Origin of the sequence: Rossellomorea arthrocnemi, from assembly GCF_904424705.1 — a bacterium.
GTDB lineage: Bacteria > Bacillota > Bacilli > Bacillales > Bacillaceae_B > Rossellomorea > Rossellomorea arthrocnemi.
The window spans coordinates 168,489-191,440 of sequence record NZ_CAJGBF010000004.1; the positions used below are offsets into that span (position 1 = coordinate 168,489).

The following is a 22,952-nucleotide window of genomic DNA, read 5'->3' on the forward strand; positions in this document are numbered from 1 at the left end:
ATATGAGAGTACATTTTCAAAGAAAAAGGTGACATTATGCAGCCCATTAAAGTTGGTTTAGCAGGATACGGTTTTTCAGGACAAAGCTTTCATCGTCCTTTTCTATCTCACTTAAAGGAATTTCACATTGAAGCGGTTCTGTCTTCCAATAAAGAAAAAGTGTTGAAAGACGTTGAAGGGACGACCGTCGTGTCATCTCTTGATGACTTGCTTCAGGAAGATATCGAGTTAGTGGTGATCACAACACCCAATCACCTCCACTATAGTATGATTAAACAATCATTATTAGCCGATAAGCATGTTATTGTAGAGAAGCCATTTGTAACGAGTAGCAGTGAAGGGAAGGAGCTGTTGGCTCTAGCGAAAGAAAGGGGACTGCATCTCTCTGTTTTCCATAATCGACGCTGGGATGCCGACTTCTTAACAATCCAGCAATTGCTAAAAGAAGAGACCCTTGGGCAGATTTATACATATGCAGCCCATTTTGACCGCTTCCGTCCTGCCATCAAAGACAGGTGGAAGGAAAACAAGATGGAGGGAGCAGGGGTGCTGTTTGATCTCGGTTCTCACTTGTTGGATCAAGCCCTGACCCTGTTCGGGACACCAGAATGGGTGCAGGCAGACGTCTTTCCGCAACGAAATCCCGAAAAAGCGGAGGATTATTTCCACATCACTCTTGGATATGACGTATTAAGAGTGCAGTTGTATTCACGCTCCATCGTACTGGATCCCGGGCCCCGCTATCAGGTACACGGACTCAAAGGCAGCTACGTGAAACATGGAATGGACCGTCAGGAGGAGGATTTAAAGGCAGGTAGAAATCCTCTTTCTGAAGAATGGGGAATGGAAGACGAAGAAAACTGGGGTACCCTTACGACCATCTCTGGTGATGATATCACATCTGAAATCATTCCATCTGAGAAAGGGGATTACACTCAATTTTACCTTGGTGTGTATGGGGCTCTAAGAGAAAATAAGCCTCTCCCGGTTGATCCACGTGATGCCTTGCACGTGATAACATTAATTGAAGCATGTAAAGAAAGTGCAGAAAGTGGACGGGTCATAACGCTGAAATAAAGAATATGGCTCCCTGCCCTGCGGGGAGCCTTTCCCATAGTTATTCCACCGTACCTGCTTCCAAAACTTGAACCTTTGCATCAACATGAAATTTCACTCGAGGATAAATACTGTCTTCCCATTCCTTGAAATCAAATCCGCGTATACCATGCTTTTGAATTTGTCCAATGCCCACAGGATCGATCCCTAATTCCTGAAATTCTTTCAGCATTTTCATACAATTTTCTTCAATATCACTTTTCATCTGTTTTTCCACTTTAATCACTTTATCAGGAGTCAATTTCTTCCCGGTATACTCTCGGATGATCCCTTTTAAATTCACTCGTATCGTCACTTCCACTGGGTCGGAATGATGCTTGACGATGATTTTGTTCTTGGAAATAAGACTTGTCACCGAAGCCTCGACGGACTTTTCTACATGTCCGCTGTTCTTTTCATTCCCCATTTTGATGACATGACTTCCTTCGGCAAACCTGTCCACAAGCAGCTTGAAGAAAAACATATCTTTGGCAGGGATTTTCTTAATCATCTTATCATTATCAAATAGGGCGACCCCTGTAATTGCAACACTTTCATTGGAAAGCTGTTTCAATACCGGAAGATAAGGTGTCTGGCCTTCCTGAAAATAATCATATATGAACATATGAAGGTTGGTTTTGGGTAATTCCCGCCGGTCGATATTATGCTCTATCAGATTGGAGAGGTATGTCCCATTTCCTCTTATCCCATAATTTCCTTTCAGCAGCTCCCCGGCTTCCCCTTCCGTCACGGTCAAATAGAGCCGGGCACCGACACTGGCATCCCTTTGCAGAGAGTCACCGATATCAATGACTCCCTTCTTTGCCAACTTCTCTCCGATAAGCACGACATCAAGGCTCCCACGTACAAGGGGCTGCTGGGACCTTCTTTCAAGTTTCTCTAATACTTCCCTGGTAGAGGATGCTTCCGCAGAAAGGGTCCCATTTTGAATCGATTTATCCGCAACATAGATGGGGAAAAGGGCAGTGCCCTTGATTCTATTCTCCCCTACATAGTCGTAGGCTTTCCCTGTTTCGATATATAGATCGTCAAGTATTTCCTTCTCGACACATCCTGAGAGAAATAAGGAACACATGAGAAGAGTTATGATCAAGTATCGCAGGTTCATTGTTTATGCCTCACTTTCTTCATGATAGTCACAAGTAAAAGAAGGGCAGGTACATAAAAGTAATTAATGTAAAATCCAATTTGCCCTGACATATTATTCAGGAAATTCACTTGTTCACGATCTGTGAAAAATGTGAGGGTGCATAAGCAAAGGATGCAGATGATCAATAATGTATGCCTGTGCTTTAAAGGAGTCATCCGCTTTAAAATCCGACTTGCACACCAAATGGCAATACAGACATTTGGAAGAATGATCAAACACCAATTGGCAATCCCGATATACTCAAATCGCTCCACGAATGGCATTTCAACGATCTTCCACATGGAAAGGGTGGCCCATACAGTCTTTTCCAGCTGCTTCTGACTGAAAAATGCGAATGAAGTAATAGCTAACACCGTGTATAGAGTGGTGGTGGTGAAAAGAGCCCAGTGGGCATACTTTTGGGATTTCCTTGCGTCTTTTACAAAGGGATAAAGAATTAATATGGATTCATAGCCCAAATACGTCAGGGACATATTCTTTGTAGAAATCAATAGATCCTTCACCGAATGATCAAAGACAGGTAAGATGTTGCGTAAGTCTGCATATTTAAAGGTAAAGGCAAACGTTAATACGAGATAACTTGGAAGGACGATACCAAAGAAGGCTGTACCGGTAATCGTCCGTACTCCCCCGTTTACAATATAATAAACAAGTATGAGGAAGAACAAGGAAAAGAAGAATGTGCTTAATCTTGGATACATCCAAACCTGTATTACTTCGATATACGTCCGGATAATTGTGATCACAAGCAGACTGAAATAGATGACGAAGAAAAGATTGAAGATCTTTCCGATCCACTTCCCGAATGCCAGGGTGTGAGCAGATACAAGGTCTCCATCTACTTTATTTAAAATCTGATACATCATGAACATGATAATATGAGTGAAAATACCTGCAAGAATCACAGAGATCCACCCATCGTATCCGGCATTCATTGAAATGACCCGCTGAAAACCAAGTACCCCAGCTCCCACTTGAATAGAGTGAATGAGAAAGAATACAAGAAACGGAGATATTTTTCTTCTTTCCGGGATAGTTTGCATCTGATCACCTCCAACCGTTATTCGTCGATATCAAGCTTCTTCTTGCCTTCAGACGGACGGAATCTGAACGGCTTCTTTGTTCGTAAAAATTCCGGACGGCCTGCTTGTTTATTAAATGGGAATCGAATGAGAGCATCTTTCAGGTCCTTTAACCTTGGGGGGAAAAGAGGCTCTAAAAATGGCCTGCCTAAAGAAGTCAATTGCAACAGATGCCCCATAAGTAAACAGAAACAGTATACGATTCCTAATAATCCCCATAGTTGAGCAAACAAAATAAATGGAAACCGTAGTAGACGGATCGTATTACCCATGCGATAGACAGGTGTGGTAAAGGAAGCCAGAGCAGCAAGCGCCACCAATATAAGCAGGACGTTACTTGTGATTCCAGCTTCAACGGATGCCGTTCCGATTACGATCCCGCCAACGATACCGATCGTTTGACCGACCTTGGTCGGCAGGCGTGCCCCTGCTTCCCGGAGCAGTTCAATCGTTAACTCAAGAAATAATGCCTCGAGTATAGGAGGCAGGGGAATCTCTTGTCTGGACGTAATAAGCGTGGCCATTAAATCTTTCGGTATGAGCTCATAATGATAAGTTAATGCAGCTACATAGATAGGTGTAATTAAGATGGAAAATCCCACGGCGAATACACGAACGAGACGCAGAAATGAGGATATTGAGAAATTCAAGAAATAATCCTCATATGCATTAAAAAATTCTACGAGAGTGGTTGGTCCTATTAATGCATGAGGAGATCCATCCACTAAGAGCGCGACTTTCCCTTCCACCAAGACGGAAGCGACCCGATCAGGCCGTTCGGAATCCAATAATTGTGGGAAAGGGGATTTACTATTATCGGCGATTAGTTGTTCAATGAACGAACTGTCCATGATTTGATCGAAATCCAGATCTCGTAATCTCTGGCGGACTGTATTCACATTGGCCTCATCAGCCAATCCATCAATATAGAGTAAAGCCACCCGGGTGTGCGTGAGTTTTCCTATGTTGAATTCTTCCACTAGCAATTCTTTTATCGGCAGGCGTTTTCGAAGCAGGTTAAGGTTATCACTGATTGATTCTACAAATGCCTCTTTTGGTCCCACAACGCTGAACTCTACTTCCGGTTGAGAAACTTTCCTCCCCATTTCATTCTTAGTAGCGATGAAGGCGAATTTCCGATTGGTCGCGTCCATTGTCAATAAGGTATATCCGTTATAGAGCTTCTGCTCGATTTGTGTTTCATCTGTAGAAACTTGAATATCCAAAACAGGAACCAATGTTTTCAAATCATCGAAGGAAGAAAAATCCTTGGAGAGTAATGAAGGGAGGACATCCTCCTGCAGGATTTTCCCGTCAATTAACGTCGTGACGAAGTGCAGGCTGAATTTAACCCCTGTATGGGGATTTTGATAATATGCCTGTTTATAATCAGCAGATTTCTCCGCTTCCTTTTTCAAACTTTCATATGATTGCTTTTTCTTGTCCTGATCGTTGTTTTTCTTGTTCTTAAAGAATGGAAACATACTAATCCCTCATGTCCGATGTATGGTCTATTCTGTAGTGTTTCCGAAAAAAGGAGAATTATGAAAAAGGATGGGGATTGGAGAAAAAAGCGTAATACGCTATTTGAAAAGAGGATTCACTATGATAAATAAAGCCGGAAAGGGAATCCCTTTCCGGCTTTTTAAGGAGCTGTCCCGCTCCCATATGACGATTATTCTTGTTCTAAGAAATATTTCTCAATATCATCCAGCATTTTATTCGCTGCAATGACGCCGCCTGCTGTATTCCAGATGGCATCGTCGACTTCATACACCCGCTCCTGTTTAGCTACTTTAAGGTTCTGGAATAGAGGGTCGTTGATCCACTCTTCTGCAAGCTTATTCGCTTCGCCATCTCCTGTTTCATATGTGAAGTAGAATAAAACATCTCCATCCATTGCCGGGATGCGTTCTTTCGTTACACCCTTTTCAGCAAAGTCGTCTACATCCTGACCTTCAGGACGGGCAAATCCTAATTGATCCAGTATCACACCTGAGAATGAATCTTTATGATAAATACGAACATCTCCCGCCATGAAACGAACCATGGAAACTTGTTGATTCAGCTTATCTCCAAGCTTGCCTTTAAGGTCTTCAATTCGCTGATCGTATTCGCCCAGAACTTCTTGACCTTTTTCCTCTTTATTCAACGCTTTCGCATACAATTCGAAGTTTTCTTTCCAGTCACCGCGAAGAGTTTCAGCCATTACGGTAGGAGCGATATCTTTCAACTGATTGTACTGCTCTTCCTGGCGCATCTTGTTCCCGATAATCAGGTCCGGCTGAAGTTTCGCAATCGCTTCAACGTTTAATTCACTTTCTGTTCCGACTACTTCTACATCTTTCATTTTATCAGCGATATGATCATACCAAGGATCACCTGTCCATGATTGTACGGCGCCAACAGGGGTTACTCCCATAGAGAGAAGAGCTTCTGTGCCTTCGTTTGTAAGGATGACCACTTTCTTAGGAGTCCCTTTTATTTCTGTCGTCCCCATTGCATGTTCTACTGTATATGTTTCTTCTTTTGTATCATTTCCTTCTGATTCATCCTTTTCATCTTTATTCCCGCAGGCAGCAAGAAAAAGAAGAGTAGAGATAAGCAGTAAAGAAAATATGCTTTTTAATTTCATATGTAATCCTCCTGATATGATTTTATCGATGATAATGATTATCATTTACACTCATAATAGTAGTTGAGAAGGTTTTCATTGTCAATACCTAAATGATAATGATTTTCAAAGTCATTGACGCTCGTTCCATTCTTCTTTAAAATAGGAAGGGAAGACTAGAACGTAATGGTCCAATTTGTTTCCTTTCCTTAAGAATAACCTTTAAGGAATAGAAAGGTTAGCACATAATGAAAATACAAAAACAACTTTTTATATTTATAGGCACATTCCTTTTTCTTATCTTGTGTATCGGGATCAGTATTGTATACGGATACACGGATACCTCATGGAGAACAGCTTATGATGCTTTTGCCAACCCAACGGGATCGACTGAGCATATTGTTCTCCAAACGATTCGGTTGCCGAGGGCGCTGATCGCTGCTGCGGTAGGGGCATCACTTGCGATTTCCGGTGTCCTGATGCAAACATTGACCAAGAATCCACTGGCTTCACCGGGTATATTCGGGATCAATGCTGGCGGAGCCTTCATGGTAGTCGTAGCGGTGACGTTATTTGGCGTAACCAATCTTCAATCCTTTACGTGGCTGGCGTTTACAGGTGCTGGTTTAGCCGCCGTCGGTGTATTTGTCATCAGCTCAGCGGGGAATAAAGGGTTGACACCGATGAAGCTTACGCTGGCCGGTGCTGCCATTACCGCAATGTTTTCTTCCTTTACTCAAGGATTGCTTGTCCTTAATGAAGCTGCATTGGAGCAGGTATTATTCTGGCTTGCGGGATCTGTGCAAGGCAGAAGTCTGGAGCTATTAAATGGAGTCTTTCCTTATATAGCGGTTGGATGGGTCCTTGCTCTTGTCATAGCTGGCAAGATGAACATCCTTTCTATGGGGGAAGATGTGGCGAAAGGGCTTGGGCTGAAAACGTCCTTGATCAAATTCCTCGCATTGGCGATTGTCGTTCTGTTAGCAGGAGGGTCCGTCGCAGTTGCCGGTCCCATCGGGTTTATCGGGATTGTCATCCCTCATTTGGCAAGGAAAATCATCGGCGTGGATCATCGGTGGCTGATCCCTTTCTCAGGCTTACTCGGAGCCATATTATTATTAGTCGCTGACATAGGAGCCCGATACATCATCATGCCCCAGGAAGTACCGGTTGGTGTCATGACAGCCATAATCGGTGCACCATTCTTCGTGTACGTCGCCAGGAAGGGGTTTTAAACAAATGAATCGATTTATAGGAAAGCGTTGGCTTCAGGACCGGGTTTCCATGCTTGTTGATTTATCTGCGGTGAAAAAAGTGACGATCCTCGGTGTGATAACGCTGCTTGTCCTTATAATGAGTACTGGTATCGGTGACATGAAAATCGCACCTTGGAAGGTGGTCAGTGTCTTTTTTGGGGGAGGGTCAAGCTTGGAACAGCTTGTAGTCACTTCATTCCGACTACCGCGTATCATGATCGCACTCCTTGCCGGAATGGCATTGGCCGTTGCAGGTGGGATCCTTCAAGGGATGATTCGAAACCCATTGGCATCGCCTGATATCATCGGGATTACAGGGGGAGCGGGAGCGGCAGTCGTTGCCTTTCTGACTTTATTCAGCAATGATGACAATTCATTGATGGTCAGTATTAAATGGCTTCCCGTTGCTGCGTTCCTTGGAGCGACGCTTATAGCATTTTTAGTGTATTTTTTAGCTTGGCGAAAAGGAGTATCGCCTGTTAGACTCGTTCTAATCGGAATTGGTATATCAGCTTTGACTCAAGCCTTGACCACATTACTTATGATACTTGGCCCTATTTACCGGGCCAGTCAGGCAAATATCTGGATCACGGGTACGGTGAACGGTTCAGATTGGCAGGATGTATGGATATTGCTTCCCTGGAGCCTGGTCTTTATTCTGTTAAGCTTCTTTATTACCCGGCAGCTGAATATTCAGGAACTGGGTGAAGAAATCGCCACAAGTGTAGGAGGAAATGTCCAGCTTCAACGTTTCTTCCTTCTTCTCATGTCAACGGCTTTAGTAGGCGGGGCGGTTGCCTTTGCAGGAGGAATAGGGTTTGTTGGCTTGATGGCACCCCATATGGCAAGGCGAATGGTCGGCTCTTCTTTCGGAGCGCTTCTTCCGACTGCAGCCCTTATCGGTGGAATCCTTGTCATGGTGGCAGATTTGATCGGCAGGACATTATTCCTGCCCCTGGAAGTCCCTGCCGGAGTATTTACAGCTGCGATCGGTGCACCATATTTTATATATTTATTATTTAAAACAAGAAATTCATAAAGGAGTTGGCCATAGATGAGTGACGTATTACAAACGAAAGATTTGACTCTATCATACGGGGAACGGACGATCATCGATGAATTGAATATTGACATTCCACAAGGGGAGATTTCGGTCTTTATCGGGGGGAACGGCTGTGGAAAATCCACACTTCTCCGTTCCATCGCCCGGTTGCTGAAGCCGAAACAAGGTTCGGTCCTCTTGGATGGGGAGGCAATCTCTCGTTTATCAACGAAAGAAGTCGCTCGTAAAATGGCCATTCTCCCTCAATCCCCAACAGCTCCGGAAGGATTGACCGTCCTTCAGCTCGTCAAGCAGGGGCGTTATCCTCATCAAACCTGGCTCAAACAGTGGTCTAAGGAAGATGAAGAAATTGTTCAGGATGCATTGAAAGCAACAAAGATGGAGGAGCTGCAGCACAGGAAAGTGGATGAACTGTCGGGAGGGCAGAGGCAGCGCGCGTGGATTGCACTGACACTCGCCCAGGACACTGACATTATACTGTTGGATGAGCCTACGACGTATCTAGATATGACCCATCAGATTGAGATCCTGGACTTATTATTTGAATTGAACGAGAAGGAACAGCGTACCATTGTCATGGTTCTTCATGATCTGAATCTCGCCTGCAGATACGCCCATAATATCGTGGCGATCCGGGATAAGCAGATATATGCCCAAGGAAAGCCTGAAGAGGTAATAAGCTGTGAGCTCGTGAAGAATGTATTCGATATGGATTGTCAGGTATCCCGAGACCCGTTATTCGGTACTCCCTTATGTATTCCATTCGGTAAAGGGCGCTGCATCTTGAAGGATGCAGTTGAGGCAGGATGAGCTCCCTGACTGAGAAACAGTGGGAAGTCTTGAGAAAATACCGGTTTCATATGTCACCTGATAAAGATGGAATAGAAGCTCGTACGTTCCTTGACGGTGACGAGATGAAGGTGTATCTTTCTCATCGTCGTTCACTGATCGGTACCGACGATCTTAATGTGGCAGGTTCTTTATTCATGAAACGCTATGCTTTTGTAGCAGCCATGGGTTTAATGGCTATGACCTATTGGAATAAGAAATTAAATTTCACGCCTGAAAACCTGATTATGGTGGATGGTGAGAAAGATGGTTTATGGCTGCCTCAATTTCACCTGAAGGATGCATCGGCAACTGAGTTCATGTCTTTTGAGGAAAAAAGTGAGTTTATACAAGCCATCTTCCGGGACCATCTTGATCAAGTGATTCAGTCTTTAAAGAAAGAGACGAAGCTTTCGAACCTGATCCTTTGGGAAAACATCGCTGTATATGTATTTTGGATATTCGAGAATGATGAATTCCTTTTGAATGAAGGAATGAGAAGTGGTCGTGATGACGAATTTCGTGCTCTTCTTTTAGATGAAAATAGCCACTGGTTCGGCACGTATCACAATAATCCGCTGGCTAGATATTATAGCAGGAAAGTAAATATAGAGGGTGTGCCGGAGAAAGTTCGTGTCCGGAAAACATGCTGCTTCTCCTACAGGCTGGAAGACGGGGAACAGTATCGTTGTAAAACATGTCCGCAAACCTGTCTAGTGAAAAAGACATGATTCATCATTCACAAGGAGGTTGACGTAATGAAGGAATTTCCCGAACAATTTGATGCATTACTTGAAAAGTACACTGAGCTATTAGTGGGGGAAACCGGCGCCGACAAGAAAGAAATGGTGACCCAATACGCTCTTTACTCATTCATCGCCAAAAATATGCCTGCACTGGTGAAGCATTGGAATTCACTATATCCCGAAGGCAAAGATGAAATGAAACGGATCATCGGTGAGATTAAAGTGATGAATGAGTCACATCGCGCGGAAATGAATAGGAAGAAAAATGAAGAATAGTGGTTTAGATTGATTAGTACCCTTTTGATTGAGAAGAGGGTGCTTTTTTTATGTTGTCGGAAACGGGGAGAAAGATGGGAATCCTCAGTGAGTATAGGGTATATGATGAATTTTACAATGAGAAGCATCGGATTCAGAACTTTTATTCTTAAATCGCCAGAATTCGCAAAAACACCCAAGCAGCCACAAACTCCTATCCACTCCAGCCCCCACACTCGTAAAATTCCATAAAAAAAGACAGACCAGAGTCTGCCTTTTCGATTATTGGACCTGACCGCCATACCCATAAGGAAATTGAGAAGAATACTGTTGGTGCTGTTGATATGATTGTTGAATCTTTTGGCTGTCGGCAGCCTCGAGCTTGTACCAGCCTTTTCGGAACATTTCATTGTATAGCTCCCTTTGGGCATTTTGTGTTTCATTAAATATCGTGAGCAGGTCTTGATATAGCGCTTGATGACTCGCTTCGTTCAGAGCTGTACAGTAAGAAGCAGTCATATATTTTTCTTGAGACAGGACATCGGTGATGAAGTCACGATCATTCATCTGGGGTGTAGCCGGGACTTGAGTCTGTGGATTTTGTATTTTTTGCTGATTTGGTTGATTCACGTCAAAGGACTCCTTTCTACATCATGTTTTGGTTAGTCGTATTTAAATGTGTCAATAGTTGTTGGTAGTGACGCTGATGCATTTGACCGCATTTATCCAACTCGGCTTTAATCTCCGTATCCTGACAGTGAGCAGCCGCAAAATGACACTTCTTCATGGCATTCAGATTCCAGGCAAGCATGTCATTCAAATACAGTGAATCCTTCGTAGTAAGCATGTTCGGCGGCTGTGTATACGTTTGCTGCTGGCTTCCTTGTTGAGGTTGTTGTTGCATGTTCCATTCCTCCATTTCCTTTTCAAGTCTTCAATATCCATTCTTGTGCTTATCGCATAGGTAATATTACCCTGTATACGACGCAGTTAAAAAGCGATATTATCATAAGGCACAGGTTATTTTTCCTACTATTCAACAGACTTATTCACGTATTTACAAATTTCGATAATATTCTACTAAGAAAGTATTCAAAGTATATTCAAAATGTTTAAAAGGTGATAAAATGTTGGTAATATATTATTAGGATGAATCTTTTCTTTTTTAGCAATTAAGAAAACGGTTTCATAGTATGGTATATATGTTTTTTCAGGGGGTAAGCAACATGGAGCAAGCAATGCGTAATTTCTTTTTATTCCTTTCAAAAAATAAGCCAATGACGAAACTTGCTAAGAAATATGGCCTGCGCTTTGGTGCCGGTCGATTCGTTGCAGGGTCTTCCATCCTGCAGGCAGTTGAGGTTATTCGCGAGCTGAATAGTCAGAATCTTGTTGTAACGATCGACTATTTGGGAGAGTTTGTGGACAATGAGCGTGAAGCAAACGAAATGGCCCTTGAATGTGTAGAGGCTATTCGTGCAATCGGAAGAGAGAACCTTAAATCTCAACTATCCCTTAAGATGACATCGATGGGGCTGGATATTTCTGAAGAGGTTGTCATAAAGAATATGAGATTGATTCTTGATGAAGCAACCAAACAGAATGTATTTGTCACCATTGATATGGAAGACTACTCCCGTTGTGGAAAGACCATTGATATCTTCACACGGTTGAAGTCGGAGTATGATAACATTGGCACGGTCATTCAAGCCTATTTATATAGAACAGAAAAGGATATCGATGATTTGAATGCGTATTCCCCCAATCTGCGTCTTGTAAAAGGGGCTTACAAAGAGTCACCTGAAGTTGCGTTTCCCGATAAGAAGGATGTAGACGATAATTTCAAAAAAATCATTAAAACTCATCTGTTGAATGGAAATTATACGGCTATTGCCACCCATGATGATGAGATGATCGAATATACGAAGAGACTTGTGGAAGAATATAAAATCCCCCATGATCAATTCGAGTTTCAAATGCTTTTCGGAATCCGCGTGGAACGTCAGCGTGAGCTGGTCAAAGAAGGCTACAAAATGCGTGTTTACGTCCCTTACGGCACCGACTGGTACGGATACTTCATGAGAAGACTGGCTGAAAGACCAGCGAATGTCGCCTTTGTTCTAAAAGGGGTTGTGAAGAAATAATAGTAAGTAGGATGAAGACTCTATGGATGCTCATAGGGTCTTATTTATTTACATTTGAAGGGAGGTCAGAAAAATGATAATCGTTCCTTATAGGGTGGAAGGGAAATATTTCAAGAAAATGATCAAGTTATATTGCCGCCTATTCAAGGTGGACCCCCTGGGCATGGAAGACCAGTTCAAACGTCATTCAACGTATCCCCTTTTTGAAGGATACCTGGCTATCATGGATGAACGGGTAGCAGGATACATTTATGGATATTCTTCAAGAAAAGGTCAATACTATCACGATTTACTCGCACGTCATTTACATTCCGAGCGTGAATGGATGAAGAATTGCATGGAGCTGGTCGAGCTTGGTGTCGATCCGGCATACAGAGGGAGAGGAGTTGCGAAGCATCTGGTTGAGCGATTACTGCAAAATAGAAAAGAGGAACGGGTCCTCCTCACCACGCGCAAAGATAATCACAGAGCCATCGCCTTTTATCTTTCCGGGGGGTTTAAAATCATTCGGGAGGGCTTCTTCCCAAACGTCCCTCATGAATATATCATCATGGGTAAAATGTTATGAGAGGGACTAAAATTACACAAGAGGGTAAGGCTTAATTATTGTTACGTAATTCACAATATAATATAATAAAGGGAATAATCTTCATGAAATAAGAGGCGATACTATGGAAATGAATATTGATAATTTGACCTTGTTGCTTGGCCTCTTGCTATTGGTTGGTGTGATCACCGCTAAATTCTCCACACGGCTTGGTGTCCCCTCACTGATCCTTTTCATCATCGTGGGTATGGTTTTAAATACATATTTCTTCTTCGATAATGCTCCCATCACTCAATTTATCGGTACGCTTGCCCTTATTATCATTTTGTTCGAAGGTGGACTCCAAACGAAATGGGGTAATGTACGAAGGGTGTATAAACCTGCCCTTTCACTTGCAACGATTGGTGTTGTGGCAACCACGGTATCCATCGGTGTGGCAGCCAAGTACATACTTGGTGTAAGCTGGCTTGAAGGGATGCTGTTTGGGGCGATTGTCGGTTCCACTGATGCTGCAGCTGTTTTCTCCGTTTTAGGTAATAAAAACATCAAACCGAAGATATCTTCCACACTGGAAGCAGAGTCCGGAAGTAATGACCCCATGGCCATTTTTTTAACAGTAGCTTTTTTACAATTGATTCAATTTCCGGGATTGAATCCTGCTGCCTTGGTTCTGAGCTTCTTTTGGCAGATGGGTATGGGCTTGGTACTGGGGTTGGTTCTGGGGTATGCTTCTGTATGGATCATCAATCGGATCAATCTCGATTCCTCAGGACTGTATCCGGTCCTGTCGATTTCCCTTGCCATCTTCACTTATGCGTTCACAAGCATCTTGGAGGCGAGCGGCCTGTTAGCCGTATATATTATGGCAATCGTTGTCGGGAATAAGGAACTGACCTATCGTCATTCGATCGTCAGATTTAATGAGGGATTCGCATGGATGATGCAGATCGTCATGTTTATCCTCCTGGGATTATTAGTATTCCCTCAGCACCTGCCAGTGATTGCATGGCAGGGAATTGCGCTTGCTATTCTGTTAATTGTTGTAGCGAGGCCTCTGGGAGTCTATTTAAGCTTAGCACTTGCAAAGAACTTCACGGTAAAAGAAAAATTTTTTATTTCATGGGCAGGATTGAAAGGGGCAGTACCGATTGTATTGGCTACGTATCCGATGGTAGCCGGTATTGAGAACAACGAGGTCATCTTTAACGTTGTATTTTTCGTCGTGCTCCTGTCTGCTTTAATACAAGGGACGACGATTTCTCCTTTGGCAAATTATCTAAAGCTTGCCGGAGAAGAGAAACCGCCGATTGCCCACAGCATCGAACTCGTCTCCATTGGAAAAACAAACAATGAAATGCTTGAAATTCTCATTAATGAGGATGCCTATATTACAAACAGTGCCATCAAAGATATTAACCTTCCTGAAAAAACATTGATTTCAGCCGTTATCAGAAACAATGAACTGATCACTCCAATGGGGGATACCGTCATTAACGCAGGCGATACTCTCTATGTGCTTGCTGATAAGAGCCAGAGAAAGCGCATCAATGAGATGCTAAATGCAAAAGGGGGAGTAATTCCTTCATAAAGAGGCTGGATATAACTAAATCGATCCAATCTAAAGACGAACGAAAAATTCATACAAATAGTCTTTAGTACTGCTGCCCGATTCCGTGCAAGAGACATCGCTTTCCCCGGGTGGAAGGCGAGCCTCTTAATGAGGAAAGATGTCCAGTTCCGGGGCTTAGGGACTCGAGGTCATAAGAAGAGCCTCTGATTAAAGCCCTTTCGCTTTTCTGCTTTCCCGCAGGAGTTTTCGTCTTGCACTCCAATCAACAGCAAACTATATACATTACCTATGCTTTATGATAAATAATAAAAATCCGAACGATAATGATTCGAAATTCTTTAATGAAATCGAAATCGTTCGGATTTTTCTTTGACTAAAACACTGTAGTCTCAGCCTCTTTTATGATTCGATTTGCCCTCATTTCCCTTTTATGAAATAAGAAACCGAATAATGATGCAAGGACCTGTTGAAAAAGCATCCCGATTACAACGGGAACGGCGACGGGTGCAGGAAAGTATTGTACCGCGATGACCGCACCCGCACTGATATTCCTCATTCCACCTGTGAATAAAAGACTCGCTTTCGTTTCTCTTCCCTGCTTGAGGAGGGAAGAGAGCAACCAGGACAGGGCAAACCCGGATAAAGCGATGAATAGGACAGCGCATGCGATCAGCAATAGCTTACTGTCGATGTTTTTTAAATACGGAGCGACAGCGGAACTATTGATTGCCACAACGACACCTATGGCGATTTTAGAAAAAGGTGCCAGCTGAACGCCAAGGGTATCCTTGACTCTGCCACAGGTGATCTGATTACAGAGCATCCCGATCAGAGACGGAATGACAACCATAAGGAAAAGGCCGCTCATAATGTCCCCTATATTCATTTCGACTTTTTGACTTACGAATAAAGAGAGGCTGGCAGGGACAATAAAGGGCGATAGGATCGTATCAATTAATATGATCGATAAAGCCAAACCGATATTCCCTTTATAAATTGATACCCACACGAAACTCGTGATCCCGGTTGGAATAACCATCGAAAGAATCAGTCCTGTCATCGTCAACCCGTCATCAGGAAATATAAGATGCCCCACGCCAAATGCCCAGAGCGGCATGATGAGATGCAGGGTGAAAAGCGCCATTAATAGTGGAAGTGGGTATTTAAAGGCTTTTTGAAGTGATTGAAAATTAGAACTGAGACTGCCCGAGAATGTCATAAAGGCGAACACCCATGGCACCAGAAAGGTGAAGGGGGACAAGTGACCGCTAAATAGCACACCGATCAGTACCGCTGATGGAGTGATAAACGGCATCAGCTTTTCAAGTATTGAATTTAGTGATTGCAGCATTGGAAGAACGCTCCTATGTATAAATTATTTTTCGTTTTATCATATCATGTTTATATAAATGATACTTTGTATATGAACCGAAACAAGCACCCTTCCATATCGGAAGAGTGCTTGTTATTTAGCATCAATCATTCAGCAGAAACGGCTGGTTTTCCCATCGTTTTTTTCTCGAAGAGCTGTTCGAATATCGGGAAGCTGTATTGAACGACGAAGCCTAATGTAAGGGTCACAATGATGGTTCCGATTCCGATATCTCCTTTGAAGAGGAAAGCCAGAGAAAGGGCAAACCCTTCACTGATGATCCGGGAGTTTCGAAGGTTTAACCCGAAACGTGTGTGGATCGCCACCATGAGTGTATCCATCGGGCTTGCCGGAAACTTTGCCTGCAGGTAAATCGCGATTCCGATCCCCATTGTCAGAATCCCGGAAGCTAGTGCAATCAGCTGATTCATCAACAAGTCGGGAGTATAATCGTTAAAGACAACGAGCAGCCAAAAATCGATTAACATCCCGATAACCAGAATAGATCCTGCCGCTAATACATCCGGCTTTTCCTTCATTATAAGGGCATTAAGGCCAATCAATACAACTCCATTGATAAAAACGGCTGTCCCCACTGTAATTTCAAACATATTTGATTCGCCCACTGCAAGGGCATCCCAGGCAGAGGCGCCAAGGCCGGATTTAATGATGAGGGCAACCCCCATCGTCAAAACGAAAAGTCCAATCGTAAAATACAAACATCTGCGTTTCATCCACATAAACTCCTTATCTGTAAACGTTATCATTCATATACTTAAAAAAACAGACGAGCCACTTTGCGGTCATGTTAAAGTAGGAGGTCTGACATCTTTAAATCAATAGTAATAGTTTACTTCAAAACGAGCGGGAAGGCAAAGTTAATTTTTGTATGGGGAAGGGGAGGTGATATTCATGTTGAGTCGGGGGGATTGCATGGATTGCTGAATTCCTGGTAGGATGCATGATCGTAGATATGGACACGGTATTTGCGGAAATTCTCGAACGGTTGATAAATTCAAATGAAGGTCGATAAATCCAAATAGTAGTTCCCGAGGACAACTCTTCACTTACTTAAAACAGCACCCGACCATAACAGATCAGGTGCTGTCACCAAACATTTCTATGGTTGCTTCTTAAATTGATTGTTTTGACTGTTCCTCTTGCCGCCGCCGGCCATTTCAACCGTCGGACCGGCATCCCCCTTCACACTGGCTGCACTAACCCCAGCCTTAGAAGGATTCTTCTTCTGCTTCGCCATCTCAAACACCTCCACTCCTAACATTCCCGCATCTCCAAATAAATATGAGGGACGGACCTCCAAATTTCATTAGAAATGAAGAAAAAAACAAGTGAAAACCCTTTCGGAATAAGCTTTCAATAAAAATTGGGAGAAGAAATGGCCGTCTACCTAAGGTCCGTCCCTCAAAAATATCATATATATATATAGTAGGAAATCTTCTTGCTTTCTTTATCACTGGTGTGTGTGTTTGTGAATACGTTGTTCTAGACGGCTGCCCAGAAGGTGTGCGGGAATTATAGTGAATTTTTTGTAAATTTAAGCGTTTAAATATTGCGATATTTTAGAAAATCCGATATATTAGATGTAACAGGAACTCATTCGAGTCTTTTTTTTAAGTAAAAAATGAATGAGTATTCATTCAAAGTGTGTATAAGGGGGAAATATCATTGGTTCGTAGAATTCAGAAAGCCGCAGTGTTAGGATCAGGAGTCATGGGTTCAGGAATTGCCGCTCACCTTGCAAATATCGGCATCCCGACAATGTTATTAGATATTGTACCGAGAGAATTAACAGACGAACATAAAGCAAAGGGACTGACAGAAGAAAGTAAGGCATTTCGTAATCAGTTTAGTGAAAACGCTTTAAAAAAGCTCTTTAAACAGAAACCGGCACCATTAACGTCAAAGCAGAATGCTTCACTTATTACGGCAGGTAACTTCGAAGATGACCTTCAACGCATCGAAGATTGTGACTGGGTGATTGAAGTAGTCGTCGAGAATTTAGAGATCAAGAAGAAAGTATTCGAGCAAGTGGAACGCTACCGTAAGCCGGGAAGTATCATCAGCTCGAATACATCAGGTATTTCAATCGAGGCTATGTCAGAAGGAAGAAGCGATGACTTTCAGAAGAATTTCTTAGGCACACATTTCTTCAATCCACCTCGATACTTAAAGCTTCTTGAAGTGATCCCGACGAAGAAGACGGATCAGGAAGTTGTAAGCTTTATGAAAACATTTGGTGAAGAAGTCCTTGGTAAAGGTGTCGTCATGGCAAAGGATACGCCAAACTTCATTGCGAACCGAATTGGAACATACGGATTGCTGGTCACGGTACAAGAAATGCTGAAGGGCGGCTATTCTGTTGGGGAAGTAGATTCCATAACGGGACCAATGATCGGGAGACCGAAAAGTGCTACCTTCCGCACCCTTGATGTGGTTGGGCTTGATACATTCGCCCATGTTGCGAAGAATGTGTACGACCAAGTGGACGGCGAAGAGAAAAAGGTATTCGAAGTACCGGACTTTATGCGAAAAATGCTTGAAAACGGTTGGCTCGGGAGTAAGAGCGGACAGGGATTCTTCCTCAAGAAGGGAAAAGAAATTTTGGAGCTCAATCCTGAAACATTGGAATATCAGCCGCGGAAAAAGCTGAAAACAGCTTCACTGGAAATGGCGAAAAACGAAAAAGGCTTAAAAAATAAATTAAAATCACTTGTCTATGCGAAGGATCAGGCAGGTACGCTCCTATGGAATATCGTTACACCGGTCTTAAACTATTCGGCTCAGCTCCATGGTGAGATTGCGGATGATATTGTCGGTATCGATCAAGCCATGAAATGGGGCTTTGGATGGGAAATGGGTCCATTTGAAACGTGGGATGCCATCGGGGTTGAGAAGTCGGTTTCCCGGATGAAGGAAGAAGGCGTAAAGGTACCTGAATGGGTTGACACTATGCTTGCTGAAGGCCACTCCACTTTCTATAAAGAAGAAGAGGGTGAGCGCTACTTCTATCACGGTGGAGACTATCAACTTGTCGAACGAAATCCAAAGGTGCTCGATTTAAAGGCTCTTAAGAAGCAAGGGAAGCTGATCAAAAAAAATTCCGGCGCAAGCTTGATCGATATCGGTGACGGAATCGCTCTTCTGGAATTCCACTCTCCAAACAACGCAATTGGTATGGATATCACGCAAATGATCAATTTTGCCGTTGATGAAGTAGAGAAGAACTACAAAGGACTCGTCATCGGAAACCACGGTAAGAACTTCTGTGTTGGAGCGAACCTGGCGATGATTCTAATGGAAGCACAGGATGATAACGTTTTTGAAATCGATATGGTCGTCAAACATTTCCAACAGGCGATGATGAAGATCAAATATTCTCAGAGACCAGTGGTGGCAGCACCATTCGGTATGACCTTAGGCGGTGGGAGCGAAGTCTGCTTACCGGCTGCCCACATTCAGGCATCCATGGAAACCTACATGGGCTTGGTCGAAGTCGGAGTAGGATTGATCCCTGGTGGAGGGGGAAATAAAGAGCTATATATGAAGCACTTAGCCAACCTGCCAAACGGTGTGGAATTCGATCTTCAAAAAGTGGCCAATAAAGTATTCGAAACGATTGCTATGGCGAAGGTTTCCACATCTGGTGATGAAGCAAGGGACAACAACTTCTTAAGTAAAGCAGATGGTGTAAGTGTCAACAATGATCATCTGCTGTATGACGCAAAGCAGGCAGCACTTAGCCTATTCGAAGGCGGCTACTCTGCTCCAATCCGAAAAAAGGTTCCCGTTGTTGGTGAGCCAGGATATGCGACTCTCCTTCTTGGAGCTCAATCCATGTTCCAATCAGGCTTTATATCAGAACATGATCTGATGATCGCGAAAAAGCTCGCTTACGTCATTGCAGGTGGAAAAGTACCATACGGAACCGAAGTAGACGAACAGTATCTGTTGGATCTTGAAAGAGAAGCATTTCTGAGCCTGGTTGCACAGCCGAAATCTCAGCAAAGAATGCAGCATATGCTTGTAAAAGGAAAACCATTACGCAACTAATCAGCATTCGAATCATAAAAGAAAGCGGGGGAATACCATGCGTGAAGCAGTCATTGTTGCTGGTGCAAGAACACCAGTCGGAAAGTCACGAAAAGGATCATTGGCCCAAATGAGACCAGATGATCTTGGAGCACTTGTAGTAAAAGAAACCCTCAAGCGTGCAGGGAATTATGAAGGCAACATCGATGATTTGATAATCGGATGTGCGATGCCGGAAGCAGAACAGGGATTGAATATGGCACGAAATATCGGAGGACTTGCAGGTCTGCCTGATTCGGTACCGGCGATCACAATCAACAGATACTGTTCATCAGGGTTACAATCCATAGCCTACGCAGCAGAGAAAATCATGCTCGGTCACTCTGATACAGCGATTGCAGGTGGAGCCGAGTCCATGAGCCTCGTCCCAATGATGGGTCACGTAGTGAGACCGAATGCGAAGCTGGCAGAAAGCGCACCTCAATATTACATGAGCATGGGTCATACCGCTGAGCAGGTTGCAAGTAAGTTCGGCGTATCTCGTGAAGACCAGGATGCCTTTGCCGTTAGAAGTCATCAAAAAGCAGCCAAGGCTATCACAGAAGGGAAATTCGACGATGAAATCGTACCTGTTAATGTACTTCATCGTTCAGTGAACGGTGAAAATAAATTCGTTGAAAAATCCTTCCAATTTTCAAAAGATGAAGGTGTCCGTGCTGAAACCAGTTCTGATGTTCTGGCAAAATTGCGTCCGGCTTTCAATGTGAAAGGCTCAGTAACGGCAGGGAACTCATCTCAAACGAGTGACGGGGCAGCTGCTGTCATGGTAATGGATCGTGAAAAGGCAGGGTCATTAGGACTTCAGCCGATGGCAAAATTCAGAAGCTTCGCAGTAGCCGGAGTTCCGCCGGAAATCATGGGGATTGGCCCGGTAGAAGCGATTCCACGGGCATTAAAAATGGCAGGGCTCGAGCTTTCGGATATCGGTTTGTTTGAACTGAACGAAGCCTTTGCCTCCCAATCCATCCAGGTTATCCGTCAGCTTGGATTGAACGAAGAAAAAGTAAATGTGAACGGAGGAGCCATCGCTCTCGGTCATCCACTTGGCTGTACCGGCGCGAAGCTTACCCTTTCACTTGTACATGAGATGAAGCGGAGAAACCAGCAATTCGGAATCGTCACGATGTGCATAGGCGGCGGAATGGGTGCAGCCGGCGTATTTGAATTAATCGGTTAATAGAGGAGGGCCGGAAAAGGCGTCCCAACTCTTTCAAAATCAAATATAGGGGGATTCGAAATGGCGAATCAAATAGAAAAGCTAATCAAGGGTGGAAGTTTTTTAATTGAAGATGTAAGCTTTGAGCAAGTTTTCACACCGGAGGATTATTCAGATGAGCAAAAAATGATTGCAAAAACGACGGAAGATTATGTCCTGAATGAAGTCGTACCCGTCATCGAAAATTTAGAAAATCATGAGTTCGAACATTCTGTACGCCTTTTAAAAGAAGCTGGAGAGCTTGGTCTTCTTGGAGCGGATGTACCTGAGGAGTACGGTGGATTAGGGTTGGATAAAGTAAGTTCGGCTTTGATTGCTGAAAAGATGTCCCGAGCCGGCGGCTTTTCCATCTCTCACGGGGCACATGTTGGTATCGGGTCACTTCCAATCGTTTTGTTCGGTAACGAAGAACAAAAGCAAAAGTACCTTCCTCCACTGTCAACTGGTGAAAAATTAGCGGCATATGCGTTAACGGAGCCGGGTTCGGGGTCAGATGCACTTGGCGCGAAAACGACCGCTAAATTGAATGCAGAAGGGACCCATTACATTTTAAACGGGGAAAAACAATGGATCACCAACTCTGCATTTGCTGATGTGTTCGTCGTGTATGCGAAGATTGACGGGGAGCATTTCTCAGCATTCATCGTGGAAAAAGATTTCCCTGGCGTTTCAACTGGTCCTGAAGAAAAGAAAATGGGAATCAAGAGCTCATCCACTCGTACATTAATCCTGGAAGATGCTGAAATCCCAGTACAAAACCTCCTCGGGGATGCAGGTAAAGGTCATATCATTGCTTTCAACATTTTAAACATCGGACGTTACAAATTAGGGGTAGGAGCTGTAGGAGCTAGTAAGCGAGCTCTTGAAGTAACAGTTCAATATACCAATCAGCGTCAACAGTTCAAAACACCGATCTCAAGCTTCAACTTAACAAAGGAAAAGCTTGCAACCATGGCGTCTAAATTATACGCAGCGGAATCTTCCGTTTACCGGACTGTCGGATTGTTCGAAGATCGCATGAGCAAGCTGACGGATGAAGAAGTAAAGAATGGGACAGAGGTTGCAAAATCAATCGCGGAATACGCCATCGAGTGCTCCTTAAACAAATTCTTCGCGACAGAAGTATTGGATTACGTAGTCGATGAAGGCGTTCAGCTTCATGGGGGATACGGATTCATGCAGGAATACGAAATCGAAAGAATGTATCGTGACTCGCGTATCAACCGTATCTTTGAAGGAACGAATGAGATCAACCGTCTTCTTGTTCCTGGAACATACCTTCGTAAAGCGATGAAGGGTGAATTACCACTCCTTCAAAAAGCACAGGCTCTGCAAGAAGAATTAATGATGCTTATGCCTGAAGAAGTAGGCGATGAGCCACTGGCACAAGAAAAATACCTTGTGAAAAATGCGAAGAAAATCGGCTTGATGCTGGCTGGATTGGCAGCACAGAAATATGGTAAAGCCCTTGAAAAGGAGCAGGAAATCCTTGTGAACATTGCGGATATCGTTTCTCAAGCTTACGCAATGGAATCAGTTGTTCTTAGAACGGAGAAAGCCATTGAAAAAGGTGGGGTAGAGAAAGCGAAGCAGAAGCTCCTTTACACACAAATCTTCTGTCAAGAAGCTTTTAACGAAATCGAACAACATGCGAAAGAAACCCTTGTCGCAACCGAAGCGGGCGACACACTGCGCATGATGCTGTCTGCACTTCGTAAGTTCACGCGCCATACACCGACCAACGTGATCGCAGTGAAGCGCGAGGCATCTGAAAAGTTAATTGACGCAGAAAAATATGCACTGTAAGTAAGCTGGGGACGGACCTCCGAAATGGAGGTCCGTCCCTTTCTTTTTGTTCTGCACTTGACATACAGTACATAATT

21 protein-coding genes are annotated in these 22,952 nt (G+C 43.6%); 12 read left to right on the plus strand and 9 right to left on the minus strand.

All coding sequences use genetic code 11. The features are described from left to right. Nucleotides 1–36 precede the first annotated feature (36 nt). On the plus strand, nt 37–1,077 hold the full coding sequence (locus tag BAA9072_RS08185; protein WP_201714189.1) for an oxidoreductase: 1,041 nt from the start codon (nt 37–39) through the stop codon (nt 1,075–1,077). A gap of 40 nt (nt 1,078–1,117) precedes the next feature. Here BAA9072_RS08185 and BAA9072_RS08190 read toward each other — a convergent pair whose 3' ends face one another. The 4 genes from BAA9072_RS08190 to BAA9072_RS08205 form a co-directional block, all read right to left on the minus strand. Continuing rightward, complete coding sequence (locus BAA9072_RS08190) at nt 1,118–2,224, minus strand: Ger(x)C family spore germination protein (RefSeq protein ID WP_201714190.1); 1,107 nt, start codon at nt 2,222–2,224, stop codon at nt 1,118–1,120. After that, a complete protein-coding gene (locus BAA9072_RS08195; protein ID WP_201714191.1) occupies nt 2,221–3,309 on the minus strand; it encodes a GerAB/ArcD/ProY family transporter in 1,089 nt (362 codons plus the stop codon). The genes BAA9072_RS08190 and BAA9072_RS08195 overlap by 4 nt, the downstream gene beginning before the upstream one ends. Nucleotides 3,310–3,326: 17 nt before the next feature. Beyond that, nucleotides 3,327–4,832: a spore germination protein gene (locus tag BAA9072_RS08200; protein ID WP_201714192.1), complete on the minus strand. Its 1,506-nt coding sequence runs from the start codon at nt 4,830–4,832 to the stop codon at nt 3,327–3,329. 191 nt (nt 4,833–5,023) lie between these two features. Continuing rightward, entirely contained in the window at nt 5,024–5,983 is a 960-nt protein-coding gene (locus BAA9072_RS08205) for an ABC transporter substrate-binding protein (RefSeq protein WP_201714193.1), read from the minus strand. 227 nt (nt 5,984–6,210) lie between these two features. Here BAA9072_RS08205 and BAA9072_RS08210 point away from each other — a divergent pair, with 227 nt between their 5' ends. The 5 genes from BAA9072_RS08210 to BAA9072_RS08230 are packed head-to-tail and all read left to right on the plus strand — an operon-like array spanning nt 6,211 to nt 10,131. Next, entirely contained in the window at nt 6,211–7,197 is a 987-nt protein-coding gene (locus tag BAA9072_RS08210; RefSeq protein ID WP_201714194.1) for a FecCD family ABC transporter permease, read from the plus strand. Between the two features lie 4 nt (nt 7,198–7,201). After that, nucleotides 7,202–8,257, plus strand: a complete 1,056-nt coding sequence (locus BAA9072_RS08215; protein WP_201714195.1) for a FecCD family ABC transporter permease — start codon at nt 7,202–7,204, stop codon at nt 8,255–8,257. A 15-nt stretch (nt 8,258–8,272) separates the two neighbouring features. Next, nucleotides 8,273–9,091: an ABC transporter ATP-binding protein gene (locus tag BAA9072_RS08220; RefSeq protein ID WP_201714196.1), complete on the plus strand. Its 819-nt coding sequence runs from the start codon at nt 8,273–8,275 to the stop codon at nt 9,089–9,091. Further along, the gene (locus BAA9072_RS08225) at nt 9,088–9,840 is read left to right on the plus strand and encodes an IucA/IucC family C-terminal-domain containing protein (RefSeq protein ID WP_201714321.1); all 753 of its coding nucleotides are present in this window, start codon (nt 9,088–9,090) and stop codon (nt 9,838–9,840) included. The genes BAA9072_RS08220 and BAA9072_RS08225 overlap by 4 nt, the downstream gene beginning before the upstream one ends. A gap of 27 nt (nt 9,841–9,867) precedes the next feature. Beyond that, complete coding sequence (locus tag BAA9072_RS08230) at nt 9,868–10,131, plus strand: DUF2573 family protein (protein ID WP_201714197.1); 264 nt, start codon at nt 9,868–9,870, stop codon at nt 10,129–10,131. Nucleotides 10,132–10,392: 261 nt separating this feature from the next. Here BAA9072_RS08230 and BAA9072_RS08235 read toward each other — a convergent pair whose 3' ends face one another. Both BAA9072_RS08235 and BAA9072_RS08240 read right to left on the minus strand, forming a co-directional pair. Further along, nucleotides 10,393–10,677: a spore coat protein gene (locus BAA9072_RS08235; protein ID WP_201714322.1), complete on the minus strand. Its 285-nt coding sequence runs from the start codon at nt 10,675–10,677 to the stop codon at nt 10,393–10,395. A 79-nt stretch (nt 10,678–10,756) separates the two neighbouring features. Continuing rightward, a complete protein-coding gene (locus BAA9072_RS08240) occupies nt 10,757–11,014 on the minus strand; it encodes a hypothetical protein (RefSeq protein WP_201714198.1) in 258 nt (85 codons plus the stop codon). Between the two features lie 322 nt (nt 11,015–11,336). Here BAA9072_RS08240 and BAA9072_RS08245 point away from each other — a divergent pair, with 322 nt between their 5' ends. The 3 genes from BAA9072_RS08245 to BAA9072_RS08255 all read left to right on the plus strand — a co-directional run bounded on the left by BAA9072_RS08245 (nt 11,337) and on the right by BAA9072_RS08255 (nt 14,389). Beyond that, nucleotides 11,337–12,254, plus strand: a complete 918-nt coding sequence (locus tag BAA9072_RS08245; protein ID WP_201714199.1) for a proline dehydrogenase family protein — start codon at nt 11,337–11,339, stop codon at nt 12,252–12,254. A 73-nt stretch (nt 12,255–12,327) separates the two neighbouring features. Further along, nucleotides 12,328–12,822, plus strand: a complete 495-nt coding sequence (locus BAA9072_RS08250; RefSeq protein ID WP_201714200.1) for a GNAT family N-acetyltransferase — start codon at nt 12,328–12,330, stop codon at nt 12,820–12,822. Between the two features lie 103 nt (nt 12,823–12,925). After that, nucleotides 12,926–14,389: a potassium/proton antiporter gene (locus BAA9072_RS08255; RefSeq protein WP_201714201.1), complete on the plus strand. Its 1,464-nt coding sequence runs from the start codon at nt 12,926–12,928 to the stop codon at nt 14,387–14,389. Nucleotides 14,390–14,744: 355 nt separating this feature from the next. Here the strand turns inward: BAA9072_RS08255 and BAA9072_RS08260 are convergent, their stop codons facing one another. The 3 genes from BAA9072_RS08260 to BAA9072_RS08270 all read right to left on the minus strand — a co-directional run bounded on the left by BAA9072_RS08260 (nt 14,745) and on the right by BAA9072_RS08270 (nt 17,001). Beyond that, complete coding sequence (locus BAA9072_RS08260) at nt 14,745–15,722, minus strand: bile acid:sodium symporter family protein (RefSeq protein ID WP_201714202.1); 978 nt, start codon at nt 15,720–15,722, stop codon at nt 14,745–14,747. 128 nt (nt 15,723–15,850) lie between these two features. Further along, complete coding sequence (locus BAA9072_RS08265) at nt 15,851–16,477, minus strand: YczE/YyaS/YitT family protein (protein ID WP_201714203.1); 627 nt, start codon at nt 16,475–16,477, stop codon at nt 15,851–15,853. Nucleotides 16,478–16,863: 386 nt separating this feature from the next. Next, complete coding sequence (locus BAA9072_RS08270; RefSeq protein ID WP_201714323.1) at nt 16,864–17,001, minus strand: YuzL family protein; 138 nt, start codon at nt 16,999–17,001, stop codon at nt 16,864–16,866. A gap of 428 nt (nt 17,002–17,429) precedes the next feature. On the opposite strand from BAA9072_RS08270, the gene BAA9072_RS08275 reads away from it, so the two are divergent. From BAA9072_RS08275 to BAA9072_RS08285, 3 genes are read left to right on the plus strand one after another with little or no spacing between them, the layout of a single operon-like run. After that, entirely contained in the window at nt 17,430–19,814 is a 2,385-nt protein-coding gene (locus BAA9072_RS08275; protein ID WP_201714204.1) for a 3-hydroxyacyl-CoA dehydrogenase/enoyl-CoA hydratase family protein, read from the plus strand. 37 nt (nt 19,815–19,851) lie between these two features. Further along, complete coding sequence (locus tag BAA9072_RS08280; protein WP_201714205.1) at nt 19,852–21,030, plus strand: acetyl-CoA C-acetyltransferase; 1,179 nt, start codon at nt 19,852–19,854, stop codon at nt 21,028–21,030. 60 nt (nt 21,031–21,090) lie between these two features. Continuing rightward, complete coding sequence (locus BAA9072_RS08285; protein ID WP_201714206.1) at nt 21,091–22,875, plus strand: acyl-CoA dehydrogenase family protein; 1,785 nt, start codon at nt 21,091–21,093, stop codon at nt 22,873–22,875. The last annotated feature ends 77 nt before the right edge of the window (nt 22,876–22,952 follow it).

Excerpts from the sequence above, each read along its gene's own strand:
- BAA9072_RS08185 (WP_201714189.1), top strand. The coding sequence starts at position 37 with ATGCAGCCCATTAAAGTTGGTTTAGCAGGATACGGTTTTTCAGGACAA.
- BAA9072_RS08190 (WP_201714190.1), bottom strand. The coding sequence starts at position 2,224 with ATGAACCTGCGATACTTGATCATAACTCTTCTCATGTGTTCCTTATTT.
- BAA9072_RS08195 (WP_201714191.1), bottom strand. The coding sequence starts at position 3,309 with ATGCAAACTATCCCGGAAAGAAGAAAAATATCTCCGTTTCTTGTATTC.
- BAA9072_RS08200 (WP_201714192.1), bottom strand. The coding sequence starts at position 4,832 with ATGTTTCCATTCTTTAAGAACAAGAAAAACAACGATCAGGACAAGAAA.
- BAA9072_RS08205 (WP_201714193.1), bottom strand. The coding sequence starts at position 5,983 with ATGAAATTAAAAAGCATATTTTCTTTACTGCTTATCTCTACTCTTCTT.
- BAA9072_RS08210 (WP_201714194.1), top strand. The coding sequence starts at position 6,211 with ATGAAAATACAAAAACAACTTTTTATATTTATAGGCACATTCCTTTTT.
- BAA9072_RS08215 (WP_201714195.1), top strand. The coding sequence starts at position 7,202 with ATGAATCGATTTATAGGAAAGCGTTGGCTTCAGGACCGGGTTTCCATG.
- BAA9072_RS08220 (WP_201714196.1), top strand. The coding sequence starts at position 8,273 with ATGAGTGACGTATTACAAACGAAAGATTTGACTCTATCATACGGGGAA.
- BAA9072_RS08225 (WP_201714321.1), top strand. The coding sequence starts at position 9,088 with ATGAGCTCCCTGACTGAGAAACAGTGGGAAGTCTTGAGAAAATACCGG.
- BAA9072_RS08230 (WP_201714197.1), top strand. The coding sequence starts at position 9,868 with ATGAAGGAATTTCCCGAACAATTTGATGCATTACTTGAAAAGTACACT.
- BAA9072_RS08235 (WP_201714322.1), bottom strand. The coding sequence starts at position 10,677 with ATGAATGATCGTGACTTCATCACCGATGTCCTGTCTCAAGAAAAATAT.
- BAA9072_RS08240 (WP_201714198.1), bottom strand. The coding sequence starts at position 11,014 with ATGCAACAACAACCTCAACAAGGAAGCCAGCAGCAAACGTATACACAG.
- BAA9072_RS08245 (WP_201714199.1), top strand. The coding sequence starts at position 11,337 with ATGGAGCAAGCAATGCGTAATTTCTTTTTATTCCTTTCAAAAAATAAG.
- BAA9072_RS08250 (WP_201714200.1), top strand. The coding sequence starts at position 12,328 with ATGATAATCGTTCCTTATAGGGTGGAAGGGAAATATTTCAAGAAAATG.
- BAA9072_RS08255 (WP_201714201.1), top strand. The coding sequence starts at position 12,926 with ATGGAAATGAATATTGATAATTTGACCTTGTTGCTTGGCCTCTTGCTA.
- BAA9072_RS08260 (WP_201714202.1), bottom strand. The coding sequence starts at position 15,722 with ATGCTGCAATCACTAAATTCAATACTTGAAAAGCTGATGCCGTTTATC.
- BAA9072_RS08265 (WP_201714203.1), bottom strand. The coding sequence starts at position 16,477 with ATGAAACGCAGATGTTTGTATTTTACGATTGGACTTTTCGTTTTGACG.
- BAA9072_RS08270 (WP_201714323.1), bottom strand. The coding sequence starts at position 17,001 with ATGGCGAAGCAGAAGAAGAATCCTTCTAAGGCTGGGGTTAGTGCAGCC.
- BAA9072_RS08280 (WP_201714205.1), top strand. The coding sequence starts at position 19,852 with ATGCGTGAAGCAGTCATTGTTGCTGGTGCAAGAACACCAGTCGGAAAG.
- BAA9072_RS08285 (WP_201714206.1), top strand. The coding sequence starts at position 21,091 with ATGGCGAATCAAATAGAAAAGCTAATCAAGGGTGGAAGTTTTTTAATT.